Source organism: Ensifer sp. EB106-03-01-XG145 (assembly GCF_058792075.1).
In genome coordinates this window covers 19,504-35,510 of sequence record NZ_JBYTEC010000001.1, presented here as the reverse complement: position 1 = coordinate 35,510, position 16,007 = coordinate 19,504, and the positions used below count along the sequence as shown (strand labels likewise).

The following is a 16,007-nucleotide window of genomic DNA, read 5'->3' as shown; positions in this document are numbered from 1 at the left end:
GGGATTGAGACACCATAGACGGCATGCCGACGCTTCGCCGGTCCGGGCCATCGCCCACACGTCGATCGAAAGGCTCGCCTGATGGGTGCCTATATTCTGCGCCGCCTGCTTCTGATGATCCCGACGATCTTCGGGATCATGGCGATCTCGTTCGCCATCGTACAGTTCGCGCCGGGCGGCCCGGTCGAGCAGGTGATTTCAGATCTCACCAATGCTGGCGGCTCCGATCGCCTGAGCGGCAGCAGCGGCGACCTGATGCAGGCCGGCGGCGACGAAGGCGGGCGCTATCGCGGTGCCCAAGGGCTTGATCCCGAATTCATCGCCAAGCTCGAGAAGCAATTCGGCTTCGACAAGCCGCCGCTTGAGCGCTTCGCGACGATGATGTGGAATTACATCCGCTTCGACTTCGGCGAGAGCTTCTTCCGCAACACCTCGGTCATCGATCTCATCAAGGAGAAGATGCCGGTCTCGATCTCGCTCGGCCTCTGGATTCTGCTGTTTTCCTACGCAATCTCCATCCCGCTCGGGATCAAGAAGGCGGTTTCCGACGGTTCGGCCTTCGACGTCTGGACCTCCGGCATCATCGTCATCGGCTATGCCGTGCCGAGCTTCCTGTTCGGTATCCTCTTGATCGTCATCTTCGCCGGCGGGTCGTTCTTCGACTGGTTCCCGCTCCGCGGCATTGTCTCCGACAATTTCTGGCAACTGCCCTGGTGGCAGAAGCCGCTCGACTATATCTGGCACATGACGCTGCCGCTGATCACGCTGCTGCTTTCGGCATTTGCGACCACCACGCTGCTCACCAAGAATTCCTTCATCGACGAGATCAAGAAGCAATATGTGACGACGGCGCGGGCGAAGGGTCTCAACGATCGCCAGGTGCTCTACGGCCACGTGTTCCGTAACGCCATGCTGATCATCATCGCCGGCTTCCCGGGCGCCTTCATCTCGGCCTTCTTCACCGGGTCGCTGCTGATCGAGTACATCTTCTCGCTCGATGGCCTCGGTCGCCTCGGTTATGATTCGGTCGTCAAGCGTGACTATCCGATCGTCTTTGCAACGCTCTTCATCTTCTCGCTGATGGGTCTGCTCGTCAGCCTGCTGTCAGACCTCATCTACACCTGGGTCGATCCGCGCATCGACTTCGAGCGGAGGGACGTCTGATGGTGGACGTGACGACCTCCCCGACAAGCCGCGTGGCGGTGCCCCCGCGCGGCTGGCTGTCTCCGGTCAACCAGCGGCGCTGGCAGAATTTTAGGGCGAACCGACGCGGCTACTGGTCGCTCTGGATCTTCCTTGCGCTTTTCGGCCTCAGCCTTGTTGGCGAATTCATCGCCAACGACAGGCCCATTGTCGCCTCCTACAAGGGCGAGCTTCTCTTCCCTGTTGTCATCGATTACCCGGAGGAAAAGTTCGGCGGCTTCCTTGCCGAGACCGACTACCGCTCCGACTTCATCCGCGACGAAATCGAGGCCAATGGCTGGATGATCTGGCCGCCGGTCCGCTATTCCTATCAGACCGTCAATTCCAACATCCCACATTCGGCGCCCACCAAACCCTTCTGGCTGATGGACAAGGAGGAGCGCTGCTCCGCCTACCCGGAGGGGCTCAACGACCGCAACTGTATCGTCGGCAATCTCAACTGGCTCGGCACCGACGACCAGGCCCGCGACGTGTTTGCGCGCATGATCTACGGCTTTCGTCTCTCGGTGCTGTTCGGCCTGACGCTGACCATTGCCTCGGCGGTGATCGGCGTGACGGCGGGCGCTGTCCAGGGCTATTTCGGCGGCTGGACCGATCTCCTGATGCAGCGCTTCATCGAGATCTGGTCGTCAATGCCGGTGCTTTACATTCTGTTGATCATTGCCGCGATCCTGCCGCCCGGCTTCTTCATCCTGCTCGGCATCATGCTGCTCTTCTCCTGGGTCGGCTTCGTCGGCGTCGTGCGCGCCGAGTTCTTGAGGGCGCGCAATTTCGAGTATGTGAATGCGGCGCGCGCGCTCGGCGTCGGCAACGGCACGATCATGTATCGCCACCTGCTGCCGAACGCGATGGTCGCAACGCTGACCTTCCTGCCCTTCATCCTCTCCGGCTCGATCACGACGCTGACATCGCTCGACTTCCTCGGTTTCGGCATGCCGCCGGGCTCGCCTTCGCTCGGCGAGATGATCGCGCAGGGCAAATCCAACCTGCAGGCGCCCTGGCTCGGACTGACGGCCTTCTGCGTCATGTCGCTGATGCTATCGCTGCTGATCTTCGTCGGTGAAGCAACGCGCGATGCCTTCGATCCGAGAAAGACATTCCGGTGAGCGCGACGATGACAGATCCCATCCTCTCCGTCCGCGACCTCTCGGTCGCCTTTCACCAGGGCGGCAACACCTCGATCGCCGTCGACCACATCTCCTTCGAGATCAAGCGCGGGGAAACCGTGGCGCTTGTCGGCGAATCCGGGTCCGGCAAGTCGGTTTCGGCCAATTCGATCCTGAAACTTCTGCCCTACCCTTCGGCCAGCCACCCGAGCGGCGAGATCGTCTTCAACGGCAAGGACCTGTTGAAGGCCGGCGATGCGGAGCTGCGCAACGTGCGCGGCAACGACATCACCATGATCTTCCAGGAGCCGATGACCTCGCTCAACCCGCTGCATTCGATCGAGCGGCAGATCGGCGAGATCCTCGAACTGCACCAGGGGCTCGAAGGAGCCGCTGCGCGCACCCGCATTCTCGAGCTTCTCAATCAGGTCGGTATCCGCGAGCCGGAGAAGCGCCTCAGCGCCTATCCGCACGAGCTCTCCGGTGGCCAGCGCCAGCGCGTCATGATCGCCATGGCGCTGGCCAACCGGCCCGAGCTTTTGATCGCCGACGAACCGACAACGGCGCTCGACGTCACGGTGCAGGCGCAGATCCTCGAGCTTCTGAAGACACTCAAGGACGAACACGGCATGTCGATGCTGTTCATCACCCACGACCTCGGCATCGTGCGCAAGATCGCCGACCGGGTCTGCGTGATGACCAAGGGCAAGATCGTCGAGACCGGCCCGACCGCCGAGATCTTCGCCAATCCGCAGCACGCCTATACCCGCCATCTGCTCGCCTCCGAACCGAAGGGCAACCCGCCGCCGTCAGACGCGTCGAAGCCGCTCGTGTTGGAAGCCTCCGACATGAAGGTCTGGTTCCCGATCAAGGCCGGCTTTCTGCGCAAGGTGGTCGACCACGTTAAGGCGGTCGACGGCATCGACCTGAAGCTGCGCGCCGGCCAGACGCTCGGGGTCGTCGGCGAATCCGGTTCCGGCAAGACGACGCTCGGCCTGGCGCTGACGCGGCTGATCTCGTCGAAGGGCCGCATCGCCTTTATCGGCAAGGACATCGACCGCTACAGCTTCAACGAAATGCGGCCACTTCGAAACCGGATGCAGATCGTCTTTCAGGACCCCTATGGCTCGCTCAGCCCGCGCATGTCGGTGGCCGATATCATCGCCGAAGGTCTGAAGATCCATGAACGTTCGCTTTCGGAAAATGAGCGCGATGCCCGCGTCGCCGCCGCTCTCGAAGAAGTCGGCCTCGACCCCTCGACCCGTTGGCGCTATCCGCACGAGTTCTCCGGCGGCCAGCGGCAGCGCATTGCCATAGCGCGTGCCATGGTGCTGAAGCCGCAATTCGTCATGCTCGACGAACCAACCTCGGCGCTCGACATGAGCGTGCAGGCGCAGGTGGTCGATCTCTTGCGCGACCTGCAGAGCAAACACGATCTCGCCTATCTGTTCATCAGCCATGACCTGAAGGTCGTGCGGGCGCTTGCCAACGAGATGATCGTGATGCGCCTGGGCAAGGTGGTGGAACAGGGGCCGGCCGAGCGCATCTTCAATGCGCCGAGCGAAGATTACACGAAGGCGCTGATGGCAGCGGCCTTCAACCTCGAAGCCGTCAATCTCACCGCGATCCGCCAGTAGAGTGCCCGCAATGTCCGCAAAGAGCCCCGTCATCGTCGATCTGAAGTTCATTCCGGAGGAGGTCGAGGCGGCTCTTCGCGGCGCCTTTCCCGATCGCGAGGTGATCAATCGCGCCGACGTCGTGCACCACAACCGCGATCTCTCGGGGATCGACTATGCAGTGGTGTGGAAATCGGCGCCGGATCTCTTCGAGCGGGCGCCGGATCTCAAGGTGGTCTTCTCCGGCGGCGCCGGCGTCGATCACGTGCTGACGCTTCCCGGGCTTCCCGAGGTGCCGCTCGTGCGCTTCGTCGATCAGACGCTGACGACGCGCATGAGCGAGTGGGTCGTCATGCAATGTCTTCTGCATCTGCGCCAGCACCGCGCCTATGAGGCGCTAGCGGCGAAGCGCGAATGGCGCGATCTGACCCAGCCGGAAGCCGCAGACATCACGGTCGGCATCATGGGCATGGGCGTGCTTGGCCAGGACGCCGCCCGCAAGCTCTCCACCATGGGCTTCAAGGTCGTCGGCTGGTCGCGCAGCAAGCGAGACGTCGCAGGCATCGAGACCTTCGGCGGCAGCGAGCTCGACACGTTCCTGGCGCGCACGGATTTCCTCGTCGGTCTGCTGCCGCTGACGCCGGACACGCGCGGCATTTTCAATCTGCGCCTGTTTGCCAAGCTCAGCCGCAACGGCCCGTTCGGTGCGCCTGTTTTCATCAATGCCGGCCGTGGCGGCAGCCAGGTCGAAGCCGATATCGTTCAGGCACTCGACAATGGCGTGCTCGGCGGCGCCTCGCTCGATGTCTTCGAAGAGGAACCGCTTGCCAGCGACAGCCGCTTCTGGACCATGCCGAACGTGTATGTCACACCGCATGTGGCGGCGTCCTCCGACGTCAAGGCGTTGTTCCGCCATGTCGAGCAGCAGATCGCCCGCTTCGAAAGCGGTCAATCGCTCGAACACGTGGTCGACAAAGTAGCCGGCTATTGATTTAGCGGAAGCGAGGTGCGGCGGAATCAACCCGCCTGCACGTGGCTTGCTTCAGGGCCGTCGATAGCCGGTCGGCTGGCCGTAGAGCCAGCCAATGCGAGCGATCGCCTCTTCCAATCCTTCATGCGCGACCGACATGGTGTGGCCGTTGGCATGGATCAGCGTGCGTTCGTCTTCCATGATCGCGACATGGCCCTTCCAGAACACGAGATCGCCGCGCCGCAACTCTTCACGAGAGATCGGCATCCCGAGTCGAGCCGCCTGCATGTCGGAATCGCGCTCGACTACACGGCCTGCCATCAACATCGACGTCTGCACTAGGCCTGAGCAATCGATGCCGAAGCCGGAGCGGCCGCCCCACAGATAGGGCGTCTCCAGGAAGCGGGTGGCGACGGTGACGTAGTCGGCGCTGACGGCGTGGCCAACGGGCGCACAATGATTGGCGACGATCGCGCGGCCGCCCTCAAGCAGGAAGTAGCGCGTGCCACGCGTTTCCGCCTCGCCGATGACCGCCACACGGCTTCCCATCGAGAGAGCGAGGGCATGCGGAAACTTGAGGTCGGCACCGTTGTAGACGAATGTGCGCGGCACGGTGACGATATGGGTCGGAACGGTCGTCTGCCGCAGAAGAGCCGTCTCCGGCAGATAGCCGACATAGCCGTCGAGATCGGCTTTGACCCAGGCCCAGCCCTCGGCCGTATCAAGCACCCGCACGCCCTCGCCATAGAGCACCTCGGTGTCCGTGCCGCAGGCGGCGTCCGGGCGGGCACGAAGCGGCGCGACCGGCACGGCGAGCGTCGCCACCTCTCCCTCGACATAACGCTCCGCCTCGACCTGGCCGCGAAGCGCGATTTCGGCGAGATCGCTGCGATAGGCGTTGAGACGACGGTCCGGCAGTTGCGACATGGCTGAGACTCACAAGGTCAATTTGCGACCATGAAGAATGATCAGATCGCCGAGTTTTTCAAGGTAAAGCGCACCTTCGACGGTGCGCTTGATGATCACGTTGCGCCGGTCGATATCGTCACGCACCCGGTCCACGAGACCAAGAGCGCCCATGGTATCGAGCGCGCGGGTGATGACCGGCTTGGTAACGCCAAGCGTCGCCGCCAGTCCGCGCACCGTGTGGGGCGGTGGCACGAGGTAGATGTGCAGAAGGATCGCCAGCTGCCGCAGGGTCAGGTCGCGGCTGTCGACGCGCACCTGGGCGAGCGACACCGTATGCCAAAGCCCGAGGGCCTGGGAGGGCGTAAGCTCGATCGGCAATGGCGGCTCCTGCGCAGAAAGATGATCCGCCACGATAGCGGCGGATCGTTACGCAAGCGTTTCTTTCTTGCCAATCGTTCCGATAGGCTATTTTGCCATCTTCTGGACGTGATGGTAGAGCGCCCGGATCGCCTGCGCCTCGCCGCCAACCGGCGAATGCGGCCGCTCGGACTGTGCCCATCCGAAGATGTCGAAATGCACCCAGCTCTTGGTGTTGGTGACGAAACGCCGGAGGAAGAGCGCTGCAGTGATTGAACCGGCCATACCACCCGCCGGCGCATTGGTGAGATCTGCGATCCGTGCCGAGACATCCTTGTCGTAGCCATTGTAAAGCGGCATGCGCCACATCGGATCGTCGACCTCGAGGCTTGCTTCCGAGAGATCATGGGCAAGGTCGGCGTCGTCGGTAAAGAAGGGCGGTAGATCCGGGCCGAGCGCGACGCGAGCGGCACCGGTGAGCGTCGCCATGTCGACCAAAAGATCAGTCTTCTCCTCGTCGGCATAGGCGAGCGCATCGGCCAAGATCAGCCGGCCCTCGGCATCGGTGTTGTCGATCTGAACTGTCAGCCCCTTGCGGCTGCGATAGATGTCACCGGGGCGGAAGGCATTGGCGGAGATCGAGTTCTCGACAACCGGCACGATGACGCGCAGATCGACCTTGAGTTTGGCGTCCATGATCATCAACGCGAGGCCGAGGACATTGGCGGCACCGCCCATGTCCTTCTTCATCAAGAGCATCGAGGCGGCCGGCTTGATGTCGAGACCGCCGGTGTCGAAGCAGACGCCCTTGCCGACCAGCGTTACCTTCTTGTGGCCCTTCTTGCCCCAGCGCAGCTCAAGCAGGCGCGGAGCTTCGGCGCTGGCGCGTCCAACGGTATGGACCAGAGGGAAATTCTGCGTCAGCAGCGCTTCGCCCGATATCACCGAGACATCGGCCTTGTAGTGGGCGGCAAGCGCGCGGAATGCCGCTTCGAGCGCCTCGGGACCCATGTCGTTGGTTGGCGTGTTGATCAGGTCGCGCGCAAGGAAGACGCCGGCGAGCTGCCGCTTGATATCGGTCGCATCGGCGTCGGCGGGGATCAGCAGTGTCGGCGGCTCGCCCTTGGTGGATTTGTAGCGCTCGAAGCGATAGGAACCGAGGCCATAGCCGAGCGCCAGCCGGTTGGCGGTGAGCGGCGCGGTTTCGATGTGCCACTTGCCTGCCGGCAGTGCTCGCGCAAGCTTGCCGGCCAGAAACGGCGCTTCCGACGGGTTGCTGCCGAGACCGAAGAGCGCACCGCCGAGATGGCCGTCTGAGGACGGGATCAACAGCACCGCGCCGGATTCGGCCGTGAAGCCAGCCTTGCGCGCCCAGTCCAAAGCGATCGGATCGATCGTCCCCGTCTCAATATGCGCCGGCGTGACCGCGAAGATCGGCAGGGTCTTGCCGGCGCTGGTGTTGAACGGCGACGGCCGCTCGATGAACTGATAGGGAGCCATGAAAGTCCTCGGCTGACAGAGATGGAATCGCGCCATTAACGCTCCGTTAGGGTTAACAGATTATTGCTGGAGTGAAAGTTGCGCCGGTGTTGTCTGAAGTTCAGGTGCGCGAATGCATGCTGGGGACACTCATGGCCAAACGCACGACTTCACCGTTGAAAGCCGCTCACTTCTTCCAGGGCGCGGCGATTGCGCTGGTGGCGCTCTCGCTCGCAGGCTGCGCCAATCAGCCGAAGAAGGAGCTGACCACGGGCTCGATTTCGAGAACGTCGACGCCGGTTCAGTCGATGACCGCGACCGAGCTTTCGGCGGCGGCCGAAAGCGTTGGCCAGGCCTATGAAAAGAACCCCAAGGATCGCGAAGCCGGGCTCAACTACGCCAACCTCCTGCGTATGACCGGCCGCAACGAGCAGGCCCTCGCGGTCATGCAGCAGGTCGCGATCAACAATCCGTCGGACCGGGAAGTGCTCGGTGCCTATGGCAAGGCGCAGGCCGCGGCCGGCCAGCTCGATCAGGCGCTGGCGACGATCAGCCGCGCCCAGACCCCGGACCGTCCGGACTGGAAGCTGAAATCGGCCGAGGGCGCGATCCTCGACCAGCTCGGACGCCCGCAGGAGGCGCGCACGCGCTACCGCGAAGCGCTCGAACTCAAGCCGAACGAACCGTCGGTGCTCTCCAATCTCGGCATGTCCTATCTTCTAACCAAGGATCTCCGTACCGCCGAAACCTATCTCAAATCGGCGGCGGCCCAGCCCGGTGCTGACAGCAGCGTGCGCCAGAACCTGGCGCTGGCCGTCGGGCTTCAGGGCCGCTTTCAGGAGGCCGAGACCATCGCCCGGCAGGAACTTTCCAGCGAGCAGGCAGAAGCGAACGTCGCCTATCTGCGCTCAATGCTCTCCCAGCAGGGAGCGTGGAAGCAGCTGGCGAAGGCTGACGAAGCGAAGACCAACTGAGCACCTTACAGTCAAGGCACAGTTAGGCGGCTCTCCCCTCCTCCGGTGTATTTCACCTCAGAAACGCATGCGTTAACGCGCGTCAGACCGCGCGACGTCGTGAGCCGGCACTGTCCCCCAAACAGTGGGCGCAACGGACGACACGATTTTCAGTTACACCCCGAAATTCGCTGGAGCAGCCCGCTTCGAGCGGAATCGCTGGAAGCAAAAAAGACGCTCTGGAATCAAGGTTCCAGAGCGTCGTTCGTGCGTTCGTCTGAGCGCAGGGTGGTCTAGAACTTGTCGGCCACCTGAATGCCGGCGGGTCCGAGGATGACGGCGACCAGCACGGGCAGAAAGAACAGGATCATCGGCACCGTCAGCTTGGGCGGCAGCGCCGCCGCTTTCTTCTCCGCCGCGTTCATGCGCTGATCGCGGCTTTCCTGCGCAAGGACCCGCAGTGCCTGAGCGATCGGGGTGCCGTAGCGGTCCGCCTGGATGAGTGCCTGAACCACCGACCTGACCTCTTCGAGGCCGGTGCGAAGACCGAGGTTTTCAAGTGCTGCGCGACGCTCGGGCAGGAAGGAAAGTTCTGCCGTCGTGAGCACCAGTTCTTCCGCCAATGGCTGCGACTGGGCTGCGATTTCGTCGGCGACACGCCGCATGGCAAGTTCCATCGACACACCCGATTCGACACAGATCAAGAGAAGGTCGAGCGCATCCGGCCAGGCGCGACGAATGGAAGCCTGACGCTTGGAGACGGCATTGGCGACGATAATGTTCGGCGCGTAGAAGCCCAGATAGGCGAAACCGATCGCAAAGAAGAGACGTACCATCAGCGGTTTCTCGGCAAAGTTGCCGAGCCCGAAGATGTAGACGAGGGCGACGAGCAGAAACAGGAAGGGCAGGCAGAAACGCGCAAACAGGAAGGTATTGAGGGCATTCTGTGAGCGAAAGCCGGCCATTTTCAAACGGTTGACCGTCTTGTCATCCACGAGCGCCGTGCGCAGATTGAGCCGTTCGACGATCTGGCGAATGGAGGCGTTGTTTTGGCCACGCAGGCTCGCCCTGCCGCCCTGCATATCAGCAAGCCGCGCCCGTTCGCGTGCTCGGATTTGTTCCCGCTCGCTCGCAACCGACTTCATCCGCTTTCCGAGGTCGCCCCGTTCGAAGAACGGCACGATCAGCGAATAAAAAGTCGCGAGCACGGCGAGCGAAACCAGAACGGCCAGGACAACGTTCGGATCGGTCAGTGTCTTGATCAGGCCCGTGCTCATCGATGTCCCCTCAGATATCGAAATTGATCATGTTGCGCATCACCATGATGCCTACGCTCATCCAGAAGAGGCCGAGACCGATAATCAAGTGGCCGCGCGGGTCGGTGAACAGGACCATCATGTATGCGGGTGACGTCAGATAAACCAGCAAAGCAACGATGAACGGCAGGGCACCAATGATGCACGCCGACGCCTTGGCCTCCATCGACATCGCGCTGACCTTCGCCCTCATCTTCCTACGTTCGCGCAGAACCTTCGACAGGTTGCCGAGGGCTTCGGAAAGGTTGCCGCCCGCCTGCGCCTGAATGGCGATCACGATCGCAAAGAAGTTCACCTCCGGCAAAGGAATGCTATTGATCATGCGGGCACAGGCATCGGTGACGCTCAACCCGACCTGCTGTGATTCCACCACGCGGCGAAACTCGGTCTTCACCGGCTCCTGCGCGTCGGCGGCAATGAGGCGGAGCGCGTCATTGAGAGGAAGGCCCGATTTGATCGAGCGAACCATGGTCTCGAGAGCGTTCGGAAACTCCTCCAGGAACTTCTTGCAGCGTCGCTTGATCATGAAGCCGACAAACCAGCGGGGTAGGCCAAGGCCGGCGATCACTGCTATGCCGAGGCCTATAGCGGGCCCGGCTCCCATGATCAGGGCGACGAGAAAGGCGAAGGCGCCGAAAAGCGCGCTGAACAGATAGAAGCGCCCCAAGGAAACTGAGAGGTCCGCCTGGGTCAGTCGCACCTTCATCGAAGGGGAAGACTTGGCCGAGCGCTCCTGTTGCTTCTTCTCGAGTTCCTTCAGCGAATCCTGCACGGACTTGCGCCGCTTCGACAGTTCGCTCACGCGGTCCCGCGCGGCCTTCACCTTGGCGCGGTCCGTTTCAGCCGCGCTGACCTTACGCACGCGGCCTTCCGCCTTCTTTTCGCTTTCGATACGCGAGAACAAAAGGCCGTAGGCGAGCGCCGCCGCCGATATTGCGACAAGGGCGGCCAGCGCCAGAACGGTGATGTCTATGCCGAACATCGCAGCTCCTAGTTCTTGTCCATCGCGTCAAGGGTGGCGGCCAAACGCTTATCCTCGTTGAAGTAGCGGGCGCGATCCCAGAAATGCGGCCGGCCGATTCCGGTCGACGTGTGGCGGCCAATGATACGTCCGCCGGCGTCCTCGCCATCGATCTCGTAGCGCATCAGGTCCTGCGTGATGATCACGTCACCTTCCATGCCGACCACTTCGGTTATGTGGGTAATGCGCCGGGAGCCGTCGCGCAAACGCGATGCCTGGATGATCACATCAACCGATCCGGCAATGATCTCGCGCACGGTTTTGGCTGGCAGGCTGTAGCCACCCAAGGCGATCATCGATTCCATACGGCTCAAGCATTCGCGCGGCGTGTTGGCATGGATCGTTCCCATCGAGCCGTCATGGCCGGTGTTCATCGCCTGAAGCAGGTCGAAAACCTCTGGTCCGCGCACTTCGCCGACGATGATGCGTTCGGGGCGCATGCGCAGGCAGTTCTTGATGAGGTCGCGCATGGTGATCTCACCTTCGCCTTCGATGTTCGGCGGGCGCGTTTCCAGGCGCACGACATGCGGCTGCTGCAGCTGCAGCTCGGCCGTGTCCTCGCAGGTAATGACCCGTTCGTCGGCGTCGATGTAGCGCGTGAGGCAGTTGAGAAGTGTCGTCTTGCCCGAGCCGGTGCCACCGGAGATGACAATGTTGCAGCGGACGCGGCCGATGATCTGCAGAAGGACGGCACCCTCCGCCGTTACCGAACCGAAGCGCACGAGCTGCTCCAGCGTCAGCTTGTCCTTCTTGAACTTGCGGATGGTCAGCGCCGTGCCGTCGATGGCGAGCGGCGGGGCAATGACGTTGACACGGGATCCGTCTGGCAGGCGGGCGTCGCAGATTGGGCTCGATTCATCGACGCGACGGCCGACCTGGCCGACGATGCGCTGGCAGATCGACAGCAGCTGCGCGTTGTCGCGAAACCGGATTTCCGATTCCTGCACCTTGCCGCCGACTTCGATGAAGGTCTGACCGGCGCCATTAACCATGATGTCGGCGATGTCGTCGCGGGCAAGCAGCGGTTCGAGCGGACCATACCCCAGCACGTCGTTGCATATGTCGTCGAGCAGCTCTTCCTGCTCGGAGATCGACATCGCGAAATTCTTGATCGTGATGATGTCGTTGACGATGTCGCGGATTTCCTCGCGCGCGCTCTCGGTGTCGAGCTTGGCGAGCTGCGACAGGTCGATCGTGTCGATCAGCGCCGAAAATACCTGCGACTTCGTATCGTAATAGTCTTCCGTTCGCGCTGTGCGACGCCGGGTCGTCGATGGGGCGGCCGGCTGGATCTTCGGGATCGCGGACGTCGTTTCGCCGAGAACCGGAACCGCGGACCGCTCGGTCGCCATCGGTTGCGCAGCAACCACGGGCGGCGGAACGGCGGGACCCGGGGTGCCGCTTTTGCCGAAGCCTTCGTTTCCGCGTTTGCCAAACATTTGCGTGATCCTATGTCCAGTCTATTTCCTGCCGAGCGCGGCAAGCACCTTTCCAAGTCCGCCGCGCCGAGCCTTCTTCATCGTTACCCGGCCGGTCAAAAGATGCGCGAGCTGTGAGAACGTTTCAGCCGCCGGCGCCTTCTTGTCGATTTCCGCTATCATCCGTCCGCTGTTCGAAGCGTTGCCAAATAGGGCCGCGTCAAAGGGAATGATGGCCGCCGCTTCGGTTTCCAGCGAATCGCAGAACTCGCTCGCCGTAATCTCCGGACGCTTCGGCATCCCGACCTGGTTCAGAACCAAGTGGGGCGGTTTGTCGTTTGGACGCAGCTTCTTCATTGCATCGAGCAGGTTCTTGGTATTGCGCAGGCTGGCGAGATCGGGGATCGCGGTAATCACCACTTCGTCGGCTTCTCCGAGCACGGCGCGGGTCCAGTCCGTCCACAGATGCGGAAGATCGAGTACGGAAACGGGGGCGCTGCGCTGCAGGATCTCCAGGATCGGGTGGAACGCACCGGTCTCAAAATCATAGGCGCGGTCCAGCATGGAGGGGGCGGCCAACAGCGACAGGTGGTCGGAGCATTTGGTCAGCAGCCGGTCAAGGAACACCTCGTCCAGGCGCTCTGGCGCAAACACCGCTTCGGCAATGCCCTGCGGCGGATCCTGGTCGAAATCGATGTTGGCCGTGCCATAGGGAAGGTCGAGATCGGCGAGAATGGTCTCGGTCGAGAAGAGGCTGGAGATGCCCCAGGCGCAATTGTGCGCGATCACCGACGAACCGCAACCGCCCTTTGCACCGATGAAGGCGATGCTTCGGCCCAGGGGCTCGGCATCCGGGTCGACGAAGATCGCCGAAACGGCGGTGAGAATGTCCGGCATAGACACCGGTGCGACCATGTATTCCGAAATGCCGTTGCGGATGAGCTCGCGATAGAGCCCGATATCATTGTGTTTGCCGACGAGAATCACCTTGGTGCTCGGGTCGCAGACCTCTGCAAGCGGCGTAAGCTCGGCCAGTAGCGACCGTGGTTCGGTCGATGTTTCAAGGATGATGAGATTGGGGGTAGACACGGTCGCGAACATGTTTGCGGCCGCGTCGATGCTGCCGCTGTTGATGCGCAAGCTGACCTTGGCCATGCGCCGGTCCCGCCCGCAACGCTCCATCAGCTGCTGCATTGCATTGGTTTCGCAGAATGCGTGGATCGAGATCCGCGGTAGCGGGCGGACTTGCTCCAGATCGCCCGTGCGCACTTGGTCGAAGAAAGGCTCGTCCCCCTCGCCGCCGGTGCCGATCTTATAATCGATCGTGTTCATTTCTTCATCCCGCCGCTATCAGTTGAAGATGACGACCGGGCCGTCGCTCTTGTCGGTTCCACGCCAGTCCTTGATCACCTGGCCACGCTGTTCCGCGTCGATCGGCGACGTCTGGCGCGGGCCGAGCAGGTCTGTCGGATTGGCGATCTGGGCGGCCAGGTTCGATTGCGAGGCGCAACCGAAATTGTAATAGTTCTTGTTTTCCAGTGTGTTGAGGTTCAGATCTTCCGGCCAGGTGCCGCAAGGCGCGGTCTGGGCGGTAATCGCAACGTAGCTCAAGCGGATCGGTGCCGCGTCTCCATAAGGTCCGGCGTCGTAGCTCGTTTCGAGCAGACGTTTGGCGGGAATGCCCGCAGCAACCAGGACGCCGCGGATTTCCCTGCGCATCGCTTGCGCAGCATGGCTGTTGGCCGCGCCGCGCGGCATCATGATCTGCACGACGCCGCTTGCCGAATTGCGATAGTCGGAAGCGAACCCGGCGATAACATCGCGCGTGCCCTGGGTCAGGCGACGGTCGCCCGATGCGATCGGGATGTCGATGGCGCGTTCGCCTTCGGCGAGCACGATCGGATGTCTCGTGCGATAGTCGTCCGGAATCGAGCCAGTAGCGAGATTGTCCTTTGTCCCGCAGCTCGCAAGAAAGATACCAGCGATGGCCAGCATGGCCACGCGGCTCGTGCATCGCATGAAGGCGCTGGATGTGCTCAGGGGCATGGCAGTCGGCCTTTCAGAATTCTGGTGGGAACCGGTTCGAAGCGTCATGACCCGACCTATTTGTAGATGAAGCCGACATTGCCGTGGTAACGCCCTGCCGGAGCGGCCGCCTCCGGCCGCCCGTAGATGCGGTTCACGCGGCCAAGGAAGTAGCTGTCGAGATCATTGGCCGGATTGAAATTGTCGTCAGGCCGGGAGATCGCGCTTCTGGCGACAGGACGGACAAGATAGGGCGTCGCGATGATGACGAGCTCGGTTTCGTTGCGCACGAAATCCTTGCTGCGGAAGAGCGTTCCGAGGATCGGGATCTTCGAAGCACCCGGCAGGCCGGACATCGCCTGGCGAATATTGTCCTGAACCAGGCCGGCGATCACGATCGAGCCGCCGGAAGGCAACTCGACGCTGGTCGAAGCTTCGCGCCTGCGGATGCCGAGAAAGGTATTGCCAGGAATCTTGCTCGTGCCGTTGCCAGTGACGACGGATCCCTCATAGGTGGGCTCAGAGACATTCGTCTCGATCTGCAGGCTGATGCGTCCCGGTCCCAGGACAACAGGCTTGAAGTTCAGGCGGATGCCGTATTCGACGTCGTTGACTTCGCGCGTGACCCTGTTTTCGCCGGTCTGATCGTCGGTCGTGACTTCCTGGGTTCCCGACAGGCGAAACTGACCGCCGACATAGAACTTCGCCTCCTGACCAGAAATCGCCGTCAGGCTTGGCTCGGCCAGTGTCCGCATCACACCAGCCTGCTCCATCGCGTTGATGTAGCTGGAGATCATCGTGCCGCCGACAGACTTGTTGATCACCGCGTTGACACCAACGCCGATCGCATCCCCGAGGTTGGCCGGATTGCGGAAACCGATGCCGCTTTCGCCGTCGCTAACACGGCCGTTGAAACCGAGCTGCTTCAGCACCTGGCGGCTGACTTCGGCCACCGTGACCTTGAGGTTGACCTGGTCATCGCCGTCGATCGTCAGGAGGTTGACGATCTGCGAAACCTGGCGATCTTCAGCGAAGATGTCGGCATCGCCATTGTTGCCCTGGGCGGTGATGTTGCGCGTGGTCGCCTCGCCGCCCTGGAGGAAGGCCTTCGCAAGGTCTACGGCACGGGTGGAATCGAGCGGCGTTCGCACGGTTCCGGTCAAGACGATGTTGTCCGAAATGATCTCGACATTGATGTCGGCGTCCGGAATGAAGCGACGCAGATTGGACTGGAGATTGGCGATATCGCGCTCGACTTCGATGTCGAGGCTGACGATCTCCTCGCCATTGGGGCCGAAGACGAAGATGTTGGTCTGGCCGACGGATTTGCCGAAGAGATAGATACGCCGTGAGGTGCGCGTCACTGCGTCCGCCAGCGACGGGTCCGCCACGAGAATGTCGTGCGCGTCCGCCGGCAGGTCGACGACCACGGCCTTGTTTAAGCCGAGACTGACCTTCTTCTTGACGCCTGGGCCGCTTTCAACGATCCGCACGACGGAGGAAGCAGCGGCGAGTGCGACCGTCGGCGCCGGCAGATACATGCCGGTAAACGCCAGGCAGAATGATAGGCCGGCTGCGACAGACGCCCGAAATGTGTTTCCGCTCCGTTTCACCTTATGCCCCATTCTAGCCTG

General features: G+C 62.1%; 14 protein-coding genes. 5 read left to right on the top strand and 9 right to left on the bottom strand.

Features of this window, described 5'->3' with window-relative positions:
• The first annotated feature begins 81 nt into the window (after window positions 1-81).
• The 4 genes from AC3WWH_RS00175 to AC3WWH_RS00160 are packed head-to-tail and all read left to right on the top strand — an operon-like array spanning window position 82 to window position 4,916.
• Window positions 82-1,164 carry a microcin C ABC transporter permease YejB gene (locus AC3WWH_RS00175; RefSeq protein WP_057247738.1) on the top strand — a complete coding sequence of 361 codons (1,083 nt, stop codon included), beginning with the start codon at window positions 82-84 and terminating at the stop codon, window positions 1,162-1,164.
• Window positions 1,164-2,309, top strand: a complete 1,146-nt coding sequence (locus AC3WWH_RS00170; protein WP_057247737.1) for an ABC transporter permease — start codon at window positions 1,164-1,166, stop codon at window positions 2,307-2,309. Before AC3WWH_RS00175 ends, AC3WWH_RS00170 begins: the two co-directional genes overlap by 1 nt.
• An 8-nt stretch (window positions 2,310-2,317) precedes the next feature.
• Entirely contained in the window at window positions 2,318-3,946 is a 1,629-nt protein-coding gene (locus tag AC3WWH_RS00165; protein WP_058324619.1) for an ABC transporter ATP-binding protein, read from the top strand.
• A 10-nt stretch (window positions 3,947-3,956) separates the two neighbouring features.
• Window positions 3,957-4,916: a 2-hydroxyacid dehydrogenase gene (locus AC3WWH_RS00160; RefSeq protein ID WP_057247736.1), complete on the top strand. Its 960-nt coding sequence runs from the start codon at window positions 3,957-3,959 to the stop codon at window positions 4,914-4,916.
• 51 nt (window positions 4,917-4,967) lie between these two features.
• Here AC3WWH_RS00160 and AC3WWH_RS00155 read toward each other — a convergent pair whose 3' ends face one another.
• From AC3WWH_RS00155 to AC3WWH_RS00145, 3 genes are all read right to left on the bottom strand, one after another.
• Window positions 4,968-5,822, bottom strand: coding sequence for a C40 family peptidase (locus AC3WWH_RS00155; RefSeq protein ID WP_058324468.1), 855 nt, complete (start codon window positions 5,820-5,822; stop codon window positions 4,968-4,970).
• A 9-nt stretch (window positions 5,823-5,831) separates the two neighbouring features.
• A complete protein-coding gene (locus AC3WWH_RS00150) occupies window positions 5,832-6,182 on the bottom strand; it encodes a MarR family transcriptional regulator (RefSeq protein ID WP_057248220.1) in 351 nt (116 codons plus the stop codon).
• 87 nt (window positions 6,183-6,269) lie between these two features.
• On the bottom strand, window positions 6,270-7,661 hold the full coding sequence (locus tag AC3WWH_RS00145) for a leucyl aminopeptidase family protein (protein WP_057247734.1): 1,392 nt from the start codon (window positions 7,659-7,661) through the stop codon (window positions 6,270-6,272).
• A gap of 131 nt (window positions 7,662-7,792) precedes the next feature.
• Between AC3WWH_RS00145 and AC3WWH_RS00140 the strand changes: the two genes are divergently transcribed.
• Window positions 7,793-8,614 carry a tetratricopeptide repeat protein gene (locus tag AC3WWH_RS00140; RefSeq protein WP_058324467.1) on the top strand — a complete coding sequence of 274 codons (822 nt, stop codon included), beginning with the start codon at window positions 7,793-7,795 and terminating at the stop codon, window positions 8,612-8,614.
• A gap of 272 nt (window positions 8,615-8,886) precedes the next feature.
• On the opposite strand, the gene AC3WWH_RS00135 is transcribed toward AC3WWH_RS00140, so the two are convergent.
• From AC3WWH_RS00135 to AC3WWH_RS00110, 6 genes are read right to left on the bottom strand one after another with little or no spacing between them, the layout of a single operon-like run.
• Window positions 8,887-9,870: a type II secretion system F family protein gene (locus AC3WWH_RS00135; protein ID WP_057247732.1), complete on the bottom strand. Its 984-nt coding sequence runs from the start codon at window positions 9,868-9,870 to the stop codon at window positions 8,887-8,889.
• A 10-nt stretch (window positions 9,871-9,880) separates the two neighbouring features.
• Entirely contained in the window at window positions 9,881-10,891 is a 1,011-nt protein-coding gene (locus AC3WWH_RS00130) for a type II secretion system F family protein (protein WP_058324466.1), read from the bottom strand.
• An 8-nt stretch (window positions 10,892-10,899) separates the two neighbouring features.
• Entirely contained in the window at window positions 10,900-12,369 is a 1,470-nt protein-coding gene (locus AC3WWH_RS00125; protein WP_057247730.1) for a TadA family conjugal transfer-associated ATPase, read from the bottom strand.
• Window positions 12,370-12,390: 21 nt separating this feature from the next.
• Window positions 12,391-13,680 (bottom strand): CpaE/TadZ family protein, encoded by a 1,290-nt coding sequence (locus tag AC3WWH_RS00120; RefSeq protein ID WP_057247729.1) that lies wholly within the window; start codon window positions 13,678-13,680, stop codon window positions 12,391-12,393.
• Window positions 13,681-13,698: 18 nt separating this feature from the next.
• On the bottom strand, window positions 13,699-14,394 hold the full coding sequence (locus AC3WWH_RS00115) for a CpaD family pilus assembly protein (protein ID WP_057247728.1): 696 nt from the start codon (window positions 14,392-14,394) through the stop codon (window positions 13,699-13,701).
• Between the two features lie 56 nt (window positions 14,395-14,450).
• Complete coding sequence (locus tag AC3WWH_RS00110) at window positions 14,451-15,998, bottom strand: type II and III secretion system protein family protein (protein WP_057247727.1); 1,548 nt, start codon at window positions 15,996-15,998, stop codon at window positions 14,451-14,453.
• Window positions 15,999-16,007 lie beyond the last annotated feature (9 nt).